This window comes from Streptomyces sp. NPDC048288 (assembly GCF_043201555.1).
In the GTDB taxonomy this organism is placed as follows: Bacteria; Actinomycetota; Actinomycetes; order Streptomycetales; family Streptomycetaceae; genus Streptomyces.
The window spans coordinates 24278-38583 of sequence record NZ_JBICZD010000001.1 but is presented as its reverse complement, the minus strand read 5'-3'; the positions used below and the strand labels follow the sequence as shown (position 1 = coordinate 38583).

15 protein-coding genes are annotated in these 14306 nt (G+C 73.9%); 6 read left to right on the top strand and 9 right to left on the bottom strand.

The annotated features are described in order from the left end of the window. Positions 1-27 precede the first annotated feature (27 nt). A complete protein-coding gene (locus ACGFZS_RS00175) occupies positions 28-1641 on the top strand; it encodes an MFS transporter (RefSeq protein WP_393793225.1) in 1614 nt (537 codons plus the stop codon). Positions 1642-2173: 532 nt separating this feature from the next. On the opposite strand, the gene ACGFZS_RS00170 is transcribed toward ACGFZS_RS00175, so the two are convergent. After that, complete coding sequence (locus ACGFZS_RS00170; protein ID WP_393793224.1) at positions 2174-3844, bottom strand: PASTA domain-containing protein; 1671 nt, start codon at positions 3842-3844, stop codon at positions 2174-2176. Positions 3845-3990: 146 nt separating this feature from the next. After that, complete coding sequence (locus ACGFZS_RS00165) at positions 3991-4656, bottom strand: TetR/AcrR family transcriptional regulator (protein WP_393793223.1); 666 nt, start codon at positions 4654-4656, stop codon at positions 3991-3993. A gap of 93 nt (positions 4657-4749) precedes the next feature. On the opposite strand from ACGFZS_RS00165, the gene ACGFZS_RS00160 reads away from it, so the two are divergent. Continuing rightward, complete coding sequence (locus ACGFZS_RS00160) at positions 4750-5709, top strand: D-2-hydroxyacid dehydrogenase family protein (protein WP_393660334.1); 960 nt, start codon at positions 4750-4752, stop codon at positions 5707-5709. 122 nt (positions 5710-5831) lie between these two features. After that, positions 5832-6119, top strand: a complete 288-nt coding sequence (locus ACGFZS_RS00155; protein ID WP_355711807.1) for a chaplin — start codon at positions 5832-5834, stop codon at positions 6117-6119. A gap of 64 nt (positions 6120-6183) precedes the next feature. Here ACGFZS_RS00155 and ACGFZS_RS00150 read toward each other — a convergent pair whose 3' ends face one another. The 7 genes from ACGFZS_RS00150 to ACGFZS_RS00120 form a co-directional block, all read right to left on the bottom strand. Beyond that, on the bottom strand, positions 6184-7050 hold the full coding sequence (locus tag ACGFZS_RS00150; protein ID WP_393793222.1) for a tyrosinase family protein: 867 nt from the start codon (positions 7048-7050) through the stop codon (positions 6184-6186). Next, positions 7034-7528 carry a tyrosinase family oxidase copper chaperone gene (locus ACGFZS_RS00145; RefSeq protein ID WP_393793221.1) on the bottom strand — a complete coding sequence of 165 codons (495 nt, stop codon included), beginning with the start codon at positions 7526-7528 and terminating at the stop codon, positions 7034-7036. Before ACGFZS_RS00145 ends, ACGFZS_RS00150 begins: the two co-directional genes overlap by 17 nt. A 143-nt stretch (positions 7529-7671) precedes the next feature. Further along, positions 7672-8196 carry a hypothetical protein gene (locus tag ACGFZS_RS00140; RefSeq protein ID WP_393793220.1) on the bottom strand — a complete coding sequence of 175 codons (525 nt, stop codon included), beginning with the start codon at positions 8194-8196 and terminating at the stop codon, positions 7672-7674. Positions 8197-8342: 146 nt separating this feature from the next. Beyond that, positions 8343-8927, bottom strand: a complete 585-nt coding sequence (locus tag ACGFZS_RS00135) for a vitamin K epoxide reductase family protein (protein ID WP_393793219.1) — start codon at positions 8925-8927, stop codon at positions 8343-8345. Further along, on the bottom strand, positions 8927-9427 hold the full coding sequence (locus tag ACGFZS_RS00130; RefSeq protein ID WP_393793218.1) for a DUF5949 family protein: 501 nt from the start codon (positions 9425-9427) through the stop codon (positions 8927-8929). The genes ACGFZS_RS00135 and ACGFZS_RS00130 overlap by 1 nt, the downstream gene beginning before the upstream one ends. A gap of 155 nt (positions 9428-9582) precedes the next feature. After that, on the bottom strand, positions 9583-9873 hold the full coding sequence (locus ACGFZS_RS00125; protein ID WP_355711819.1) for a hypothetical protein: 291 nt from the start codon (positions 9871-9873) through the stop codon (positions 9583-9585). A 219-nt stretch (positions 9874-10092) separates the two neighbouring features. Continuing rightward, on the bottom strand, positions 10093-10332 hold the full coding sequence (locus ACGFZS_RS00120) for a chaplin (RefSeq protein WP_393660341.1): 240 nt from the start codon (positions 10330-10332) through the stop codon (positions 10093-10095). 267 nt (positions 10333-10599) lie between these two features. Between ACGFZS_RS00120 and ACGFZS_RS00115 the strand changes: the two genes are divergently transcribed. The 3 genes from ACGFZS_RS00115 to ACGFZS_RS00105 are packed head-to-tail and all read left to right on the top strand — an operon-like array spanning position 10600 to position 14306. Further along, positions 10600-11691: a DUF3344 domain-containing protein gene (locus ACGFZS_RS00115; RefSeq protein ID WP_393793217.1), complete on the top strand. Its 1092-nt coding sequence runs from the start codon at positions 10600-10602 to the stop codon at positions 11689-11691. Positions 11692-11748: 57 nt separating this feature from the next. Further along, positions 11749-12888 (top strand): glycosyltransferase, encoded by a 1140-nt coding sequence (locus ACGFZS_RS00110; RefSeq protein ID WP_393793216.1) that lies wholly within the window; start codon positions 11749-11751, stop codon positions 12886-12888. Then, positions 12885-14306 carry an exopolysaccharide biosynthesis polyprenyl glycosylphosphotransferase gene (locus ACGFZS_RS00105; RefSeq protein WP_393793215.1) on the top strand — a complete coding sequence of 474 codons (1422 nt, stop codon included), beginning with the start codon at positions 12885-12887 and terminating at the stop codon, positions 14304-14306. The genes ACGFZS_RS00110 and ACGFZS_RS00105 overlap by 4 nt, the downstream gene beginning before the upstream one ends.

Genomic DNA, 14306 nt, shown 5'->3' with positions numbered 1-14306 from the left:
CGTCCACCTCCCGTCGAGGAGCTTTCGATGCCGCTCTCCGTGAAGACACCCGTCGACAAGACGACGGAGCCCTATCCGCGCCGCTGGTGGGCGCTGCTGGTGCTCTGCCTGAGCCTGCTGATCGTCGTCATGGCGAACACGTCGCTGATCGTGGCGGCGCCGGACATGACGAAGGACCTGGGCCTGAGCAGCAGCGATCTGCAGTGGGTCATCGACGGGTACACCGTCCCCTACGCCGCGCTGATGCTCGTCCTCGGCTCGATCGGCGACAAGTACAGCCGGCGCGGGGCGCTGATCGTGGGTCTGCTGGTCTTCGCCGGCGGCGCGGTGCTGGGCAGCCTGGTGGACCGGACGGAACTGGTCATCACCGCCCGCGCGGTGATGGGGGTCGGGGCGGCCGTCGTGATGCCGGCCACGCTCTCCCTGCTGGTGGCGATGTTCCCGAAGGGGGAACGCGCCCGGGCCATCACCGCCTGGTCGGCCACCTCGGGTCTCGCCATCGCCGTCGGTCCGCTGGCCGCGGGCTGGCTGCTGGCGGACCACGCCTGGGGCTCGACGTTCCTCATGAACGCCCCCGTCGCCGTCCTCGCCGTGGTCGGCGCGCTGCTCCTGGTACCGCCGTCCAAGGCCGAGGGCATGGGCCGGATCGACTACGTCGGCGGACTGCTGTCGATCGTCTCGGTCGGCTCCCTGGTCTACGCGACCATCGAGGGCCCGCACTTCGGCTGGGGCGCCGGCCCGATCGCCGCGGCCGTGGTCGCCGGGGTCGGCCTGGTCGCCTTCGCCGCCTGGGAGCTGCGCCACCCCAACCCCATGCTGAACGTCCGCAAGTTCACCGAGCGCCCCTTCGGCGGCTCCATGCTCGCCGTGCTGTTCTTCTTCTTCGGCACCTTCGGCTCGATCTACTACTCCACCCAGTACCTGCAGTTCGTGCTCGGCTACGACGCCCTGGAGACCGGCGTACGACTGCTGCCGCTGGCCGGTGCCGTGTTCGCCGGCGCCGCGGTGACCGGCCGGGTGGCCCCGAAGCTGGGGGTGAAGGCGGTGGTGGGCATCGGCATGGCGATCGGCACGACGGGCGTCCTCCTGCTCACCCGGGTCGGCTCCGGCTCGACGTACACCGACTTCCTGCCGACCCTGCTGGTGCTCGGCTTCGCGATCGGCCTGAGCCTGTCCCCCGCCACCGACACCATCATGGGCTCCTTCCCCGAGTCCGAACTGGGCGTCGGCGGCGGCGCCAACGACACCGCGCTGGAACTCGGCGGCTCGCTGGGCATCGCCATCCTGGGCTCGCTGCTCGCCACCTCCTACAAGGACCGGCTGGGCGACCTGGTCGGCGGTCAGCTCCCGGCGACCGCGCTGGACACCGCGAAGGACTCGGTGGGCGGCGGGCTCGCCGTCGCCGAGCAGGTCGCGAAGACCCCCGGCGGCGGGGCGCGGCAGGCCCAGGCCCTGGTCGAGGCGGTGCACGAGTCGTTCGCCCACGCCGTCGCCCACACCAGCCTGATCGGCGGCATCATCATGGCCGCCGCGACCATGATCGTCTTCGCCGTCCTGCCCGGCCGCAAGAGCGCGGACCGGCACCGCCGGGAGGACCCGGCGCCCGCCCCGCAGGAGACCGAGACCGTGGGCGTCGACTGACCCCCACCGCAAGACGGGCCGGACACCGCTCCGGCCCGCACTCCCCCGGAACGGGCTGTGCCTGAGCGGCGCACGGCCCCGGGACGGTGCCGGACGGGGACCCCCCGCCCCCCGGCACCGTCCCCCTTTCCTTTTCCCGCCCCTCCGCCCACCCCGCACCCACAGATCCCCCGCACCGCACCCGCACACCCGGCCCCACCCGACCGCGACCCCGGCGAACGCCGACCGCCGCCGGCAGGGACGCGGCCCGGCCGACGACCGCACCCCCGCACACACCCCCATAAGACACACGGCCGCCGCCCTAGCCGCCTCGGCCGCCGCCACCTCAGCCCGCCTCGGTCGCCGCCGACGGGGTCACGGTTCCGCCTGCGACCGCACCCCCGCACACACCCCCATAAGACACACGGCCGCCGCCCTAGCCGCCTCGGCCGCCGCCACCTCAGCCCGCCTCGGTCGCCGCCGACGGGGTCACGGTTCCGCCTGCGGCCGTACTCCCGGACGCACCCCCGGAGGGCACACGACCGTTGCCGCCCTAGCCCGCCTCCGTCGTTGCCGAAGGCGTCGCGGTTGCGTCGGCCGGTGTCGCGCCGGCCGACGACTCGTCGCTCGGCTCCTCGGTGGTGACGACGACGGTGCCGCCGACCGCGATCTCGCTCCCGGCCGCCGGGCTGCTCGACGCCACCACGGCGTCGGAGTCCTGGGAGTACCCGGTGGCGACGGCGAGTTGAAGGCCGAGCGCGCCCAACTCGTCGCGGGCCTCGGCGAGGGTCGCGCCGCCGAGGTCGTCGGGTATCCGTACGGTCCGCGCGGCCTTGGCCACCTCGACGTCGACCGAGGTGCCCGGCGCGACCCCGGTGCCGGAGGCGGCGCTCTGCCCGATCACGGTCCCGGCCACGGCACCGCTCTCCACCTCGGTCGTCCGGCCCAGCTCCAGCCCCGCCCCGGCCAGCAGGCTCCGGGCCTCGCTCAGGGTCGCCCCGGTGAGATCCGGCACGGTGGCCTTCGCCGCCTCCTCGGCCGCCCTCGCCCTCGCCGTCGCCGTCGCCGTGGACTCGGACGCCCGCTTCTTCGGGGCCCCGGTCGAGACCGTGACCGAGACGGCCGCGCCCTTGGCGAGTTCGCCGTCGCCGGGACTCTGCTCGCAGACACGGCCCTTCGGCTGATCCGCGCAGGGCTCCCGGTCGGCGACGCTGACCGTGAGACCGACGTTGCCCGCCGTGCTCCGGGCCTGCGCCAGGGTCTGGCCGACCAGGTCGGGGACGTCAGCCCTGCCGTCGGCGGCCGTACCGCGCCCGAACATGTACCAGCCGAGCACGAGCCCCAGGGTGACGACTCCCGCACCCGCGACGGCCAGCGCGACGGTCCCACCACGCCGACCGCCCGCCGCCCGCTCCCCCTCCTCGCCCTCCTCGCCCTCCTCGCCTTCCTCGCCTTCCTCGTGCGGGCCGCCGGCCGCCGTCGGCGGCGCCCCGAGACACGCCTCCACGTCGGCGAGCATCTCCGGCACGGACCGGTAGCGGAACTCCTGGTCCTCCGTCAGCGCGCGCAGCACGATCGCGTCCGCCTCGGACCGGTCCGTGTCCCCCGTAGCGGGGCCGCCCGTGAACGGCGGGCACAGGGTGAGCAGTTCGTACAGCAGACAGCCGGTGGCGTACAGGTCGGAGCCGGCGTCGGCGTCGTCCCGCGCGGTCCCGAAGTCCCGCACCTTGACCCGGCCGGCGGAGGTCAGCATGACGTTGGCCGGACGGATGTCACCGTGCACGATGCCGCAGTGATGGGCGTGGGCGAGGGCCCGCAGGACGCCGGCCGTGATCTCCAGCGCGTGCCCGACACTCGGCGGCGGCCCCGTGTACAGGGCTTCCCGCAGGGTCGTGCCGTCGACGTACTCCGTCACGAGGTACGGCAGCCCGACGCCGTGGACCGGATGTTCGCCGGTGTCGTACACGGCGGCGACGGCCGGGTGGTTGAGCGAGGCGGTGGACCGGGCCTCGCGGCGGAACCGTTCCTGGAGCAGCGGGTCGTGGACGAGGTCGGTGCGCAGTGTCTTCACGGCGACCGGGCGGTCCAGCCGGAGGTCGTGGGCGAGGTACACCTGGGTCATGCCCCCGGAACCGAGCAGCCGGCGCAGCTCGTAGCGGCCGCCGAGGACGGTCACCGGCACGGGCGGGGAGAAGGTCGGGTCGTGTGGTCCGCCGAAGGTCACTGCGCTTCTCCGTCACGAGGGGGAAGGTACGGCAAGATAATTGCACATTGACGGGTAACTAAAGAAGGGGCGGCACATACGACGAGACCCCGGTGCCGATGCACCGGGGTCTGTTCTGCCTCGGGTCCGCGGCCGGGCCGCGCCGCTCAGCCGCCGTCGGCGGCCGTGTCCTCCGCCGTGGCCTCCGGCGTGAGCTCGGCGGCGACGGCGGCGACGACCGTGCGGGCGTCCCGCTCCGGGACACCGGCCGCGATGAGCGTGGCGGCGGCGACCCGGGTGCCGTCGTCCTCGAACGCCCCGGTGTTGACCTCTTCCAGCAGGGCGATCGTCATCGCCTCCAGGGCCGCGCTGAGCACCGCGGGCGGCAGATGGGGGTGGAAGACACCCTCCCGCTGCCCCCGCTCCACGATGGCGGTGGCCCGGATCCGGGCGGGTGCGAGGACCTCGGTGACCCGCTCCGGGCCCAGGTCCCGCTGGGCGAGGGCCAGCAGCATCCGGTAGCGGTCGCCCACCGGCCACATCGACAGGGAGAAGCGCGCGAGCGCCCGTTCGGCCGGCTCCGCCGTCTCCGCCCCCGAGGCCACGGCGGCCTGCAGCGTCTCGGCGGCCTCCTCGGCCAGCGCCTCCAGGAGCGCGGCCCGCCCGGGGAAGTGCCCGAAGAGGGTGCGCCGTACGACACCGGAGGCGCGGGCGAGTTCCTCCAGGGTGATGTCGGGGTTGCGCCCGAGTTCCTGGCGGGCGGTGGCCAGAATGCGCGCCCGGTTGGACCGTGCGTTGCGTCGCTGCGGCACGCGGCCGACGGGCTGGGACACGGTACGACCTCGATGAAGACCGGACGGACAACGGGCGCCCTCATTCTGACACGCACCCCCGGAACGCTCCGTGGTGGCCGGTACGGTGGAGCAATGCGTCTTAGGTGTGCGGTGCTGGACGACTTCCAAGGGGTGGCCGGGGATTTCGGGGACTGGTCCGCCCTGTCCGGCGAGGTCGAGGTCGTCTCGCTGCGCGAGCACCTCACCGGCGAGGACGAACTCGCCGCCGCCCTGGCCGGCTTCGACATCGTCGTCACGCTCCGCGAGCGGGTCCCCTTCCCCGCCTCCCTGCTGGACCGGCTGCCGCGGCTCCGGCTCCTGGTCGCCTCCGGCATGCGCAACACCGTCATCGACTACGCGGCCGCCGAGGCGAACGGGGTCACCGTCTGCGGTACCGCCAGTTCCTCGGCACCGCCGGTCGAACTGACCTGGGCGCTGCTGCTGGGGCTGGCCCGCTCGGTGGTCCGGGAGAACCAGAACCTGCGCTCCGGCGGCCCCTGGCAGTCCACCGTCGGCGCCGATCTGCACGGCCGCCGGCTCGGGCTGCTCGGCCTCGGGAAGATCGGCGGCCAGGTCGCCCGGGTCGGGCTCGCCTTCGGGATGCGGGTGAGCGCCTGGAGCCAGAACCTCACCAAGGAGCGCGCGGAGGAGGTCGGGGTCGAACCCGCGCCGAGCAAGGAGGACCTGCTGGCCACCAGCGACTTCGTCTCGGTCCACCTGGCGCTCGGCGACCGTACGCGGGGACTGCTCGGGCCCGCCGAGTTCGCCCTCCTCAAGCCCACCGCCTACCTCGTCAACACCTCCCGCGCGGCCATCGTCGACCAGGACGCCCTGCTCGCCGCCCTGCACGAGGGCCGGATCGCCGGTGCCGGCGTCGACGTCTTCGACCTCGAACCGCTCCCGGCCGGCCACCCGATGCGCACCGCCCCCCGCCTGCTGGCCACCCCCCACCTCGGCTACGTCTCCTACGCCAACTACACGACGTACTACGGCCAGGCGGTGGAGAACATCCGCGCCTTCCTGGCGGGCTCCCCGCTACGACAGCTGCCGTGATCCCGGCCCTTGGGGTGATCGTCCCGTGATCGGCGTGACCAGCCGCAGGTCGCGGCGTTGAACGGGGAGTGCGGCGGCTGGTCCTGCCGCCGCACTCCCCGAGCAACAAGAAGGAGAACGTGATGTCTCGCATCGCGAAGGCAGCCGCCGTCGCCCTCGGCACCGGCGCTGTGGTGATCGGCGGGGCCGGCCTGGCCCTGGCCGACGCGGGTGCCAACGGCGAGGCCGTCGGCTCGCCCGGCGTGCTGTCCGGGAACGTCATCCAGGTCCCGGTCAACATCCCGGTCAACCTGTGCGGCAACACCATCGACGTGGTCGGCCTGCTGAACCCGGCGTTCGGCAACACCTGCGTCAACAACGGCCACCACGACAAGGGCGGCGACAACAAGGGTGGCGGCTACGGCCACTGAGCCACCGCACACGGAAGAGCCCCGGCGCCGATGGCACCGGGGCTCTTCCCGTCTCCGGAGCGCCTCAGCCGTACCGGTAGATCCGGCTCACGTCCTCCAGCGACTCCGGGGTGACGTCCCACGGCGGCAGCTTCTCGCGGCGGGCGACGATCCGGTCGTGCTGCGGGTCGGCGACGCCCGGCGGGGCGGCCGGCAGGTAGCGCGGCCCGCGGTGCCGGGCCTTCCAGCGCTCCCACTGCAGGTCGATGAAGGCGTGGTGGAACCAGAAGACGGGGTCGTTGACGGAGGCCCCGCCGAGCATCGCGCCGCCGACCCAGCGGTGCACCCGGTTGTGGTTGCGCCAGGACGCGCTGCCGCTGCCGGTCCCCCAGCCCTCCAGCTTGTTGCGGAAGCCGCGGGTGACGGTCGAGTCCCAGGGCGCGACGTCGTAGGTGGGGTCGTCGAGCGCCCGGCCGAGCTCCGCCCGGGTGGGCAGCTGGAGGGGATCACGGGCGCGGCCGAGGTCGCGGGCGAGGAACTCGCCGTCGGTGATGCCCTCCTTGATGGTCCAGTGCCCGGCCGAGTAGGCGAACGGGCCGGTCATCACCTGCTGGTCCCGGGCCCGTCCGTTCCCCCCGAGCAGGTCCTTCGTCCACGGCACGGAGGTCCGGGTGCGGTCCCGGGTCCAGTCCCAGTACGGCACGGTCACCGAGGAGTCCACCCGGCGCAGGGCACGCTCCAGGTCCAGCAGGAAGCGGCGGTGCCAGGGCAGGAAGGACGGCGCCATATGGGCGGTGCGCAGCCCGTCCTCGCCGTCGGAGGTGTAGTACTCGATGTGCGTCCGCACGAACTCGTCGTACTCGCCCCGGCGTTTGACCTCCAGGAACGCCGTCACCAGCCGCTTGCGCTCGCCGGCCGTCAGCCTGCTGACGTCCTTACGCGTGTACGCCATGGTCGCCCCCCATGTTCATGTGTCCACCGCCCATCGGTCCCGGAGCCAGGTCGCGCAGCCGCTGCCCGGGCCCGATTTCGTCGACGGCCGCCCGGGCCGCCTCCAGCGGGGTCGGGTACGAGCTGTAGTGGTCGACCATGCTCAGCCAGGTGCCGTCGGCCCGGCGCATCAGATGCAGCGGCCGGCCGTCCACGGTGACCTGCCACTCGCCGCCGGCCGCGGCCCGTCCGGCCGCAGGCACCAGGACGCCCCGGATCCGGCGGCCCCGGTAGGTCTCGTCGAAGGAGCTGCCCGCCGGCCCGTCCGCCGGGGGCACCGGGCGGGAGGCGGCGATCACCGGGGCGAGCGCCAGCGCCGCCGCGGAGGCGAACAGCCCCCTGGCCACCTCGCGCCGCGTCGGTCTGCCCGCCACGGCTCTGTCCGGCTGCCCGGCCCCGGGCTCCGCGCCCACCGCCACACCACCGACTCCGACGACCATGCTCACTCCTCGTACGGTTCACCGACCACTGTCGGTACCGGTAACCGTCCGAGGGGCCGCCCGGTCACCGCCGCGCCGCCATCCGGTGCACGGCGGGGCCGAAACGGCCGTACGCGCGAAGGCAGTTACGGGGGTTTCGGCGGTTACAGACCGGGTCCGGCGCCCAGGTCGCCGCCGGCGACGGTCTGGACGACCGGGGCGAGCAGGCCCACCTCGGGCTGCTTCAGGCCGGGCAGGCCGAAGTTGTTCGGGTTCGGCGCGGTGAGCGGGGCGTCCACCGACAGGCCGGGGGCGAGGGTGCGCAGGTCGCCGGCGGGGGCGGAGACGCCGACGTGGTCGAAGCGGTCGCCGAGGACGTGCGGGAGCGGGGCGCGCAGGTCGACGCCGGGCAGTCCGCCGCTGAGCGGCAGTTGGGGCAGCGCGCGGTCCGGGAGGAGGTGGCCCTCGACGTAGCGCGGGCCCTCGGGGGCGCCGGGCATCAGCAGCGGCAGCTCCATGCCGAGCTTGGGCACCTCCATGTTGAGGGACTTCTCGACGCCGTCCAGGGGCACGGGGATCGGGACCGTGCCGGCCGCGGCGGCGGGCACGGCGGCGGCGCCCACGGCTGCCACGGCGGCCGCGACTCCCGTGACGGCGGCGGCGAGGGTTCCTCGGGTGGTCGGCTTCATGTCAGGTACGGGCCCTTTCAGGAGCGAGGGAGAACGAGGGGGGAGCGACGTCCGTACCGGGTAACGAGCCGGAAAACGGCATCAGTTCACAATTCGCCCGGGTGCAGCATTAGTCGGCTGGTCACCCATCCCGTTCATCCCATTCGTCAGCTCGTCCAGAAGTCCCACCAACGGGTCAGGACCAGCATGCCGACGACACCGACGTGCAGCAGCGGGAGCACCCAGGTGAACTCGCCGAGGAACGCGCGCAGCCACTGCGGCGCGGGCAGGAAGCGGTGGCGTACGGCGAAGGAGGTGACGTACCAGAACAGCACGATGGTGGCGACCCAGGCCAGGCAGCACCACAGGCACAGCGCGTCGATCCGGTACAGCGACTCGAACTGCAGCCAGGAGACGAAGCCGACGCCGAACAGGCAGCCGGCGTCGAAGGTCAGCCAGTACCAGCCGGGGAAGCGGGCGCCGGCCAGCAGGCTCATGCCGACGCAGATCACCATGCCGTAGGCCACCAGGCCCAGCATCGGGTTGGGGAACCCGAACGCCGAGGCCTGGTCGCTCTTCATCACGCTGCCGCAGGACACCACCGGGTTCAGGCTGCAGCCGGGGACGAAGCGCGGGTTCTCCAGCAGCTTGAACTTGTCGAGGGTGATGACCCAGGAGGCCAGCAGCCCGGCCGCGCCCGCGATCACCGTCAGCAGCGCGAACCCCCGGCCGGCACCCGCGACCGGCGCCATCAGCCGCGCAGGCTGCGGGCCGGCAGCACGACGTGCGCGGCGGCCGCCAGGGTCTCCTCGGCTCCGGCGAACTCCTTGAGCGCCTCGGGGGTGACGGGCCTGCCGGGCTGGGCCCCGGGCCACGGGCGGGTGGTGAACACCAGGTAGGCGTAGCCGCGTTCGCCGACGGCGGCGAGCCACTCCTCGGGCGCGGGGCACTGGGCGTTCAGCGGGGCCAGGTTGAGGACGGCCTGACCGGACTGGACGAGCAGGGTGACGGGCAGGCTGGGCCGGGCGGTGCCGTCGACGAGGTCGCCGCCGACCGGCAGTCCGTTGTTCTCCAGCAGCGCCGCGACGGCGGCCGTCGCGGCCTCGGGGCCGGCGGCGGAGTCACCGAGGGGATAGGCCAGCAGATAGGGCATGTCGGTGCCGTCGGGGGCCTCGCCGCTCCAGGCCAGCATGACGAGCGTGCCGAGGTCGGCGGCGCGGAAGGGGCGGGTCGCGCTTGGGGTTGAGGTCACCGCGCGACCCTATCGACGGGCCGCCGGGCGGCCGGGCGTCCGCTCACCCGACCGGCGGACCCCGGGCGGCCCCCGCCACCCGAACGAGGGACACCTCCCGACGTCTCGAACGGCGTCCCTCGAACGGCCCTGCGGCGGGCCCGGCCTGTCTCGTCTCAGCCCTGCAGGGGCAGGCCGCCGAGCAGCGGGTTGTGCTGGTTCAGGCTGCCGGCCGCGCCCTTGACGGTGCTGAGCACGGAGTCCTTGTTCTCGGTGTCGAGCGCGTTGGACTGGTGCTGCAGGGGCATCGCCTGGTTCAGGTCGATGGGGCCCTTGGTGAGCGTGTTCACGGCGCCGTTGAGGCTGGAGGGCGTGAGGTCGGCGGTGCTGTACGCGAACGCGGGCGCGGCGACGCCGGCGAGAGCCACGGAACCGGCGACGACGGCGGCGGCCTTGAGGGACTTCATCGTGTTCCTTTCTTCGGCGACTTTCGGCAACGCAAGCCACCTGCGGAAATGCTGACGCCGTACCTAACGACGCCCTCGCGGGCCGGAAACCCCGCACCCGGAAGACATATGAGATCCCCGAGGGAGTCCGGCGCGGCCACCGGCCCTCGGGCAGAAAACCGGCCGTCCGCCCGCGCGGGATGCGTGGGCGGACGGCCGGCGAAGGGAACTGCTGTCGCGTCAGTCGTTGACGCAGGTGTTGCCGAACGCGGGGTTCAGCAGGCCGATCACGTTGATGGTGTTGCCGCACACGTTGATCGGCACGTGGACCGGAACCTGGATCACGTTGCCGGACAGCACGCCCGGGGAGTGGGCGGCGACGCCGTTCGCGCCGCTGTCGGCGGCAGCCACACCGGCGCCGCCGGCGACGGCCGCGACGGCGGCGGTGGACAGGACCAGGCCCTTCGCGATACGCGACATGGAGAGGTACTCCTTGGGATCGAAACAAACATCCGGGCGGATGCCCAGCGCTGTGTCAACGCGCGGCACCGGCCCGGGTTGTGCCGCCAAAGGAGTGATCTCCCGACAGGCCGCCTTCACCATTCCGACACACTTGTCCGGTTTCAATGGATTAATACGGATAGCGACTAGAGTTGCGGGTCTCCTGACTTACCCGTACGGGCATCCCGTCGCACTCTTCCCGCCTCCCCCGCCTCCCCCTCCTCTCCCGAAAGGGCGAAGCCGGCCATGCGCAATCCCCTGGGCCCGCTGCTGTGCCGTGCGTCGGTGAGCGCGCTCGCCCTCGCCGCGATCTGGGCCCCCGGCGCCGCCCGGGCGACCGCCCCGCCCGCCGGCGAGTCCCCGCGCATCCCCTTCGCCGAGCGCTACCACGCGGTGCTGCACGGCAGTTTCGCCCGCGCGGCCAACGCCACCGTCAGCTGCCGTACGACGAACGCCGCGCCCTCCGAGCCGCCCTGCGCGGCCGCGCGCGAGGGCCGGGTCCCGGCGGTGAACGGGAACTTCGACATGTTCTACGTCGACGTGGACGACGACCCGAACACCTACAACTCCTCCCGCGCCGAGGTGCTGCTGCCGGCGGGCTCCCGGGTGACGTACGCGCGGCTGTACTGGGGCGGCAATCTGCTGGCGGGCGAGCAGAAGCCGGCCAAGGACGACAGGCGGGTGCTGATCGCCGAACCCGGCGGCCAGTACAAGGAGTTGCTCGCCGACACCGTGGTGGGCCACCGGGTGGGCGGCGGCGCCGACGCCTTCCAGGCCTCCGCGGACGTCACCCGCCTGGTCCGGTCGAGCGGCTCCGGCCTGTGGACGGTCGGTCAGGTGAACACGGCCATGGGGAAGTCCCGGCCCGGCGCCTGGGGCGGCTGGACGCTGGTCGTGGCGTACGAGAACCCGGCCGAACCACTGCGCGCGCTCTCCCTCTGGGACGGCTTCGACTCCCTCGGCACCCCGGCCGAGGTACGGCTGAACGGGCTACATGTCCCGCGTGGCGCCGGCGGCCGGGTGGGCCTGGTGGCCTACAACGGCGACCGGGGCACCGCCGGCGACTCGCTCACCTACGCCACCGCCGACCAGACCCCTCTCCCCCTGGGCGACCCCGCCGACCCGGCCGACGACGTACTCAACTCCACGATCAACGACCCCGGCCCGGTAAGCGCCCGGCGTGAACCGGCGTACGCCAACACGCTCGGCTACGACTCGGATGTGTTCGATCTAGGTACTGGTCTCGCGCAGGGCGGTGACCAGCCGACCTTCCGTCTCGTTTCCCAGCGCGACGCGGCGTGGGCGGGCGCGCTCTTCGCCGCCGTGGACGTGCAGTAGTGCGGCGCGTTCCCGCCCGCAGTCCCGAGCGCCCCCCGTGAGCGAGGAATCCCGCGTATGCACCGATCAGCACCCGACCCTCGGCCACGGGTCCTCCACCTGACGCAACCCGTCGAGGGCGGGGTGGCCCGAGTCGTCCTGGACCTGGCGAAGGCCCAGCTCACGGCCGGTCTGCGGGTCACGGTGGCCTGCCCCGGCGGCGAACTGGCCGCGAGCGCGCGGAACCTGGGCGCCGAGGTCCGCCCCTGGCAGGCCGAGCGCTCCCCGGGCACCGGCCTGCGGGACGAGGTACGACGGCTCGCCCGCCTCCTCGACGAGGTACGGCCCGAACTGCTGCACGCCCACAGCGCCAAGGCGGGCCTCGCCGGCCGGCTGGCCGTGCGCGGGCGCGTCCCGACCGTGTTCCAGCCGCACGCCTGGTCCTTCGAGGCGGTCGGCGGGGCCACCGCCGCGCTGGCGCTGCGCTGGGAACGGTGGGGCGCGCGCTGGGCGCACCAGGTGGTGTGTGTCAGCGAGGCCGAGCGGGCGACCGGCGTGCGCGCCCGTGTCCGCGCCCCCTATGCCGTCGTACCGAACGGCATCGACACCGAACGCTTCACCCCCGGTGCCTCCCCGCACGGCCGGCCGGGGCCCCTGGTGGTCTGTGTCGGGCGGCTGTGCCGGCAGAAGGGCCAGGACCTGCTGCTGCAGGCCTGGCCCGAGGTGCTGCGCCGGGTGCCCGACGCCCGGCTGGCCCTGGTCGGCGACGGACCGGACCAGGAGGCGCTGCGCCGGATCGCCCCCGCCTCCGTCGAGTTCCCGGGCGCCGTCACCGACGTCGTCCCCTGGTACCGGGCCGCCGACCTGGTGGTGCTGCCCTCCCGCTGGGAGGGCATGGCGCTGGCCCCGCTGGAGGCGATGGCCTGCGGGCGGCCGGTCCTGGTCACCGATGTCGACGGCGCCCGCGAGAGCCTGCCGCCCGCGCACGCCGCGCACTGCCTGGTCCCGCCCGGGCGGCCGGGCGCGCTGGCCGGGGCCGTCGCCGGGCTGCTGCTCGACCCGGGGCTGCGCGCGTCGCTCGGCGAGCGGGGGCGCCGGCACGTCCTGTCCACGCACGATGTGCGGCGCACGGCGCAGGCGGTCGCGGGGCTGTACCGCGAACTCCTCGGCGGGCGGCCGCTGGTGTCCTTCGAGTGCAGGGAGTCCATCCACTCGTGACCGCGGAAAGCACCGTCCCCTCCCCCGGCGCGCAGCCACGGGACCACGGACTCTCGCCCGTCTCGGTCCTCCCGCCGCGCGCCGCCGGCGGCTTCCGGTTCCCGCTGCGGCGGCCGCCCGCGCGGCCCGCCTCCCCGGCGCCGCTGCTCGCCGCCGACCTGTGTGCCGCGCTGCTCGGCGGAGCCGCGCTCGACGAGGCCACCCACCGGCCCGTCCTGGTCGGACTGCTGATGTCCGGGGCGATACTGCTGCGCCCGCCCTCGGCCCGGCGGGTGGCCGGCGTCCTCGACGAACTCCCCTCCGTCTGCGGCCGGATCGCCGTCGTCTGGCTGGGCCTGGCCGCGGTCGTCGCCGCCTGGAACCCGGACCGCGCGCTGTCCGCCCGCGCCCTGCTGCTGGGCTTCGCCCTGCACACGGTGGCGGCCTGCGCGGGCCGCGGCCTGGTGCACTCGCGGCGCCGCCTGGCCCTGCTGCGCCGGCCGCGCGCCGCCCTGGTCATCGGCCCCGCCGCCACCGCCCAGCGGGTCGCCGCCGCGGTACTGCGCCACCCGGGCTGCGGGGTACGCCCGGTCGGCGTGGTCGCCGAGCACCCCGAGGGCCCCGAGGGGCTGCCCGTGCTGACCACCGGCGAGGAGGTCGAGCGGGCCCTCATCCAGAACGGGGTCCGGGCCGTCCTCGCCGTCCACCCCGCCGTCCGTACCGAACAGGGCCCGCTGCTGCGGGCGCTGGCCGAGTCGGGCTGCGTGGTCTGGGAGGTCGACGCGGACTCACCGGCGTACGAGATGCGCGACCAGCTCGCCGGGTTCTCCTGCCGCCGCCTGGAGATGGGCTCGCGGCGGCGCGGCAGCATCGGCAAGCGGGTCCTCGACATCGCCGTCTCCGGGTCGGCGCTGGTCCTGGTCAGCCCGCTGCTGCTGGTGTGCGCGGCGGTGCTCCGGCTCACCGACGGGCCGGGCGTCGTCTTCCGGCAGGAGCGCATCGGCAAGGACGGCCGCCCCTTCACCCTGCTGAAGCTGCGCACCCACCGCCCGGTCGACGAGCACGAGGCCGCCACCCGGTGGAGCGTCGCCGGCGAGATCCAGATGAGCCGCTTCTGCCGCTTCCTGCGCCAGACCTCCCTGGACGAGCTGCTCCAGCTGTGGAACGTGCTCTGGGGCGACATGAGCCTGGTCGGACCGCGCCCCGAACGGCCTTACTTCGTCGGCCAGTTCAGCCAGAGCTACCCCGGTTACGCGGCCCGCCACCGGATGCAGACCGGCATCACCGGACTCGCCCAGATCAACGGGCTGCGCGGCGACACCTCCATCGAGGACCGGGCGCGCTTCGACAACGCCTACATCGACAACTGGTCGCTGTGGCAGGACATCTGCATCCTGCTGCGCACCGCGGCCGCGCTCGTGCGCTCGACGGGGAGCTGA

What these genes read in the sequence shown, in the direction of transcription:
- ACGFZS_RS00175 (WP_393793225.1), top strand. Translation starts at nt 28, where the DNA reads ATGCCGCTCTCCGTGAAGACACCCGTCGACAAGACGACGGAGCCCTAT.
- ACGFZS_RS00160 (WP_393660334.1), top strand. Translation starts at nt 4,750, where the DNA reads ATGCGTCTTAGGTGTGCGGTGCTGGACGACTTCCAAGGGGTGGCCGGG.
- ACGFZS_RS00155 (WP_355711807.1), top strand. Translation starts at nt 5,832, where the DNA reads ATGTCTCGCATCGCGAAGGCAGCCGCCGTCGCCCTCGGCACCGGCGCT.
- ACGFZS_RS00150 (WP_393793222.1), bottom strand. Translation starts at nt 7,050, where the DNA reads ATGGCGTACACGCGTAAGGACGTCAGCAGGCTGACGGCCGGCGAGCGC.
- ACGFZS_RS00145 (WP_393793221.1), bottom strand. Translation starts at nt 7,528, where the DNA reads ATGGTCGTCGGAGTCGGTGGTGTGGCGGTGGGCGCGGAGCCCGGGGCC.
- ACGFZS_RS00140 (WP_393793220.1), bottom strand. Translation starts at nt 8,196, where the DNA reads ATGAAGCCGACCACCCGAGGAACCCTCGCCGCCGCCGTCACGGGAGTC.
- ACGFZS_RS00135 (WP_393793219.1), bottom strand. Translation starts at nt 8,927, where the DNA reads ATGGCGCCGGTCGCGGGTGCCGGCCGGGGGTTCGCGCTGCTGACGGTG.
- ACGFZS_RS00125 (WP_355711819.1), bottom strand. Translation starts at nt 9,873, where the DNA reads ATGAAGTCCCTCAAGGCCGCCGCCGTCGTCGCCGGTTCCGTGGCTCTC.
- ACGFZS_RS00120 (WP_393660341.1), bottom strand. Translation starts at nt 10,332, where the DNA reads ATGTCGCGTATCGCGAAGGGCCTGGTCCTGTCCACCGCCGCCGTCGCG.
- ACGFZS_RS00115 (WP_393793217.1), top strand. Translation starts at nt 10,600, where the DNA reads ATGCGCAATCCCCTGGGCCCGCTGCTGTGCCGTGCGTCGGTGAGCGCG.
- ACGFZS_RS00110 (WP_393793216.1), top strand. Translation starts at nt 11,749, where the DNA reads ATGCACCGATCAGCACCCGACCCTCGGCCACGGGTCCTCCACCTGACG.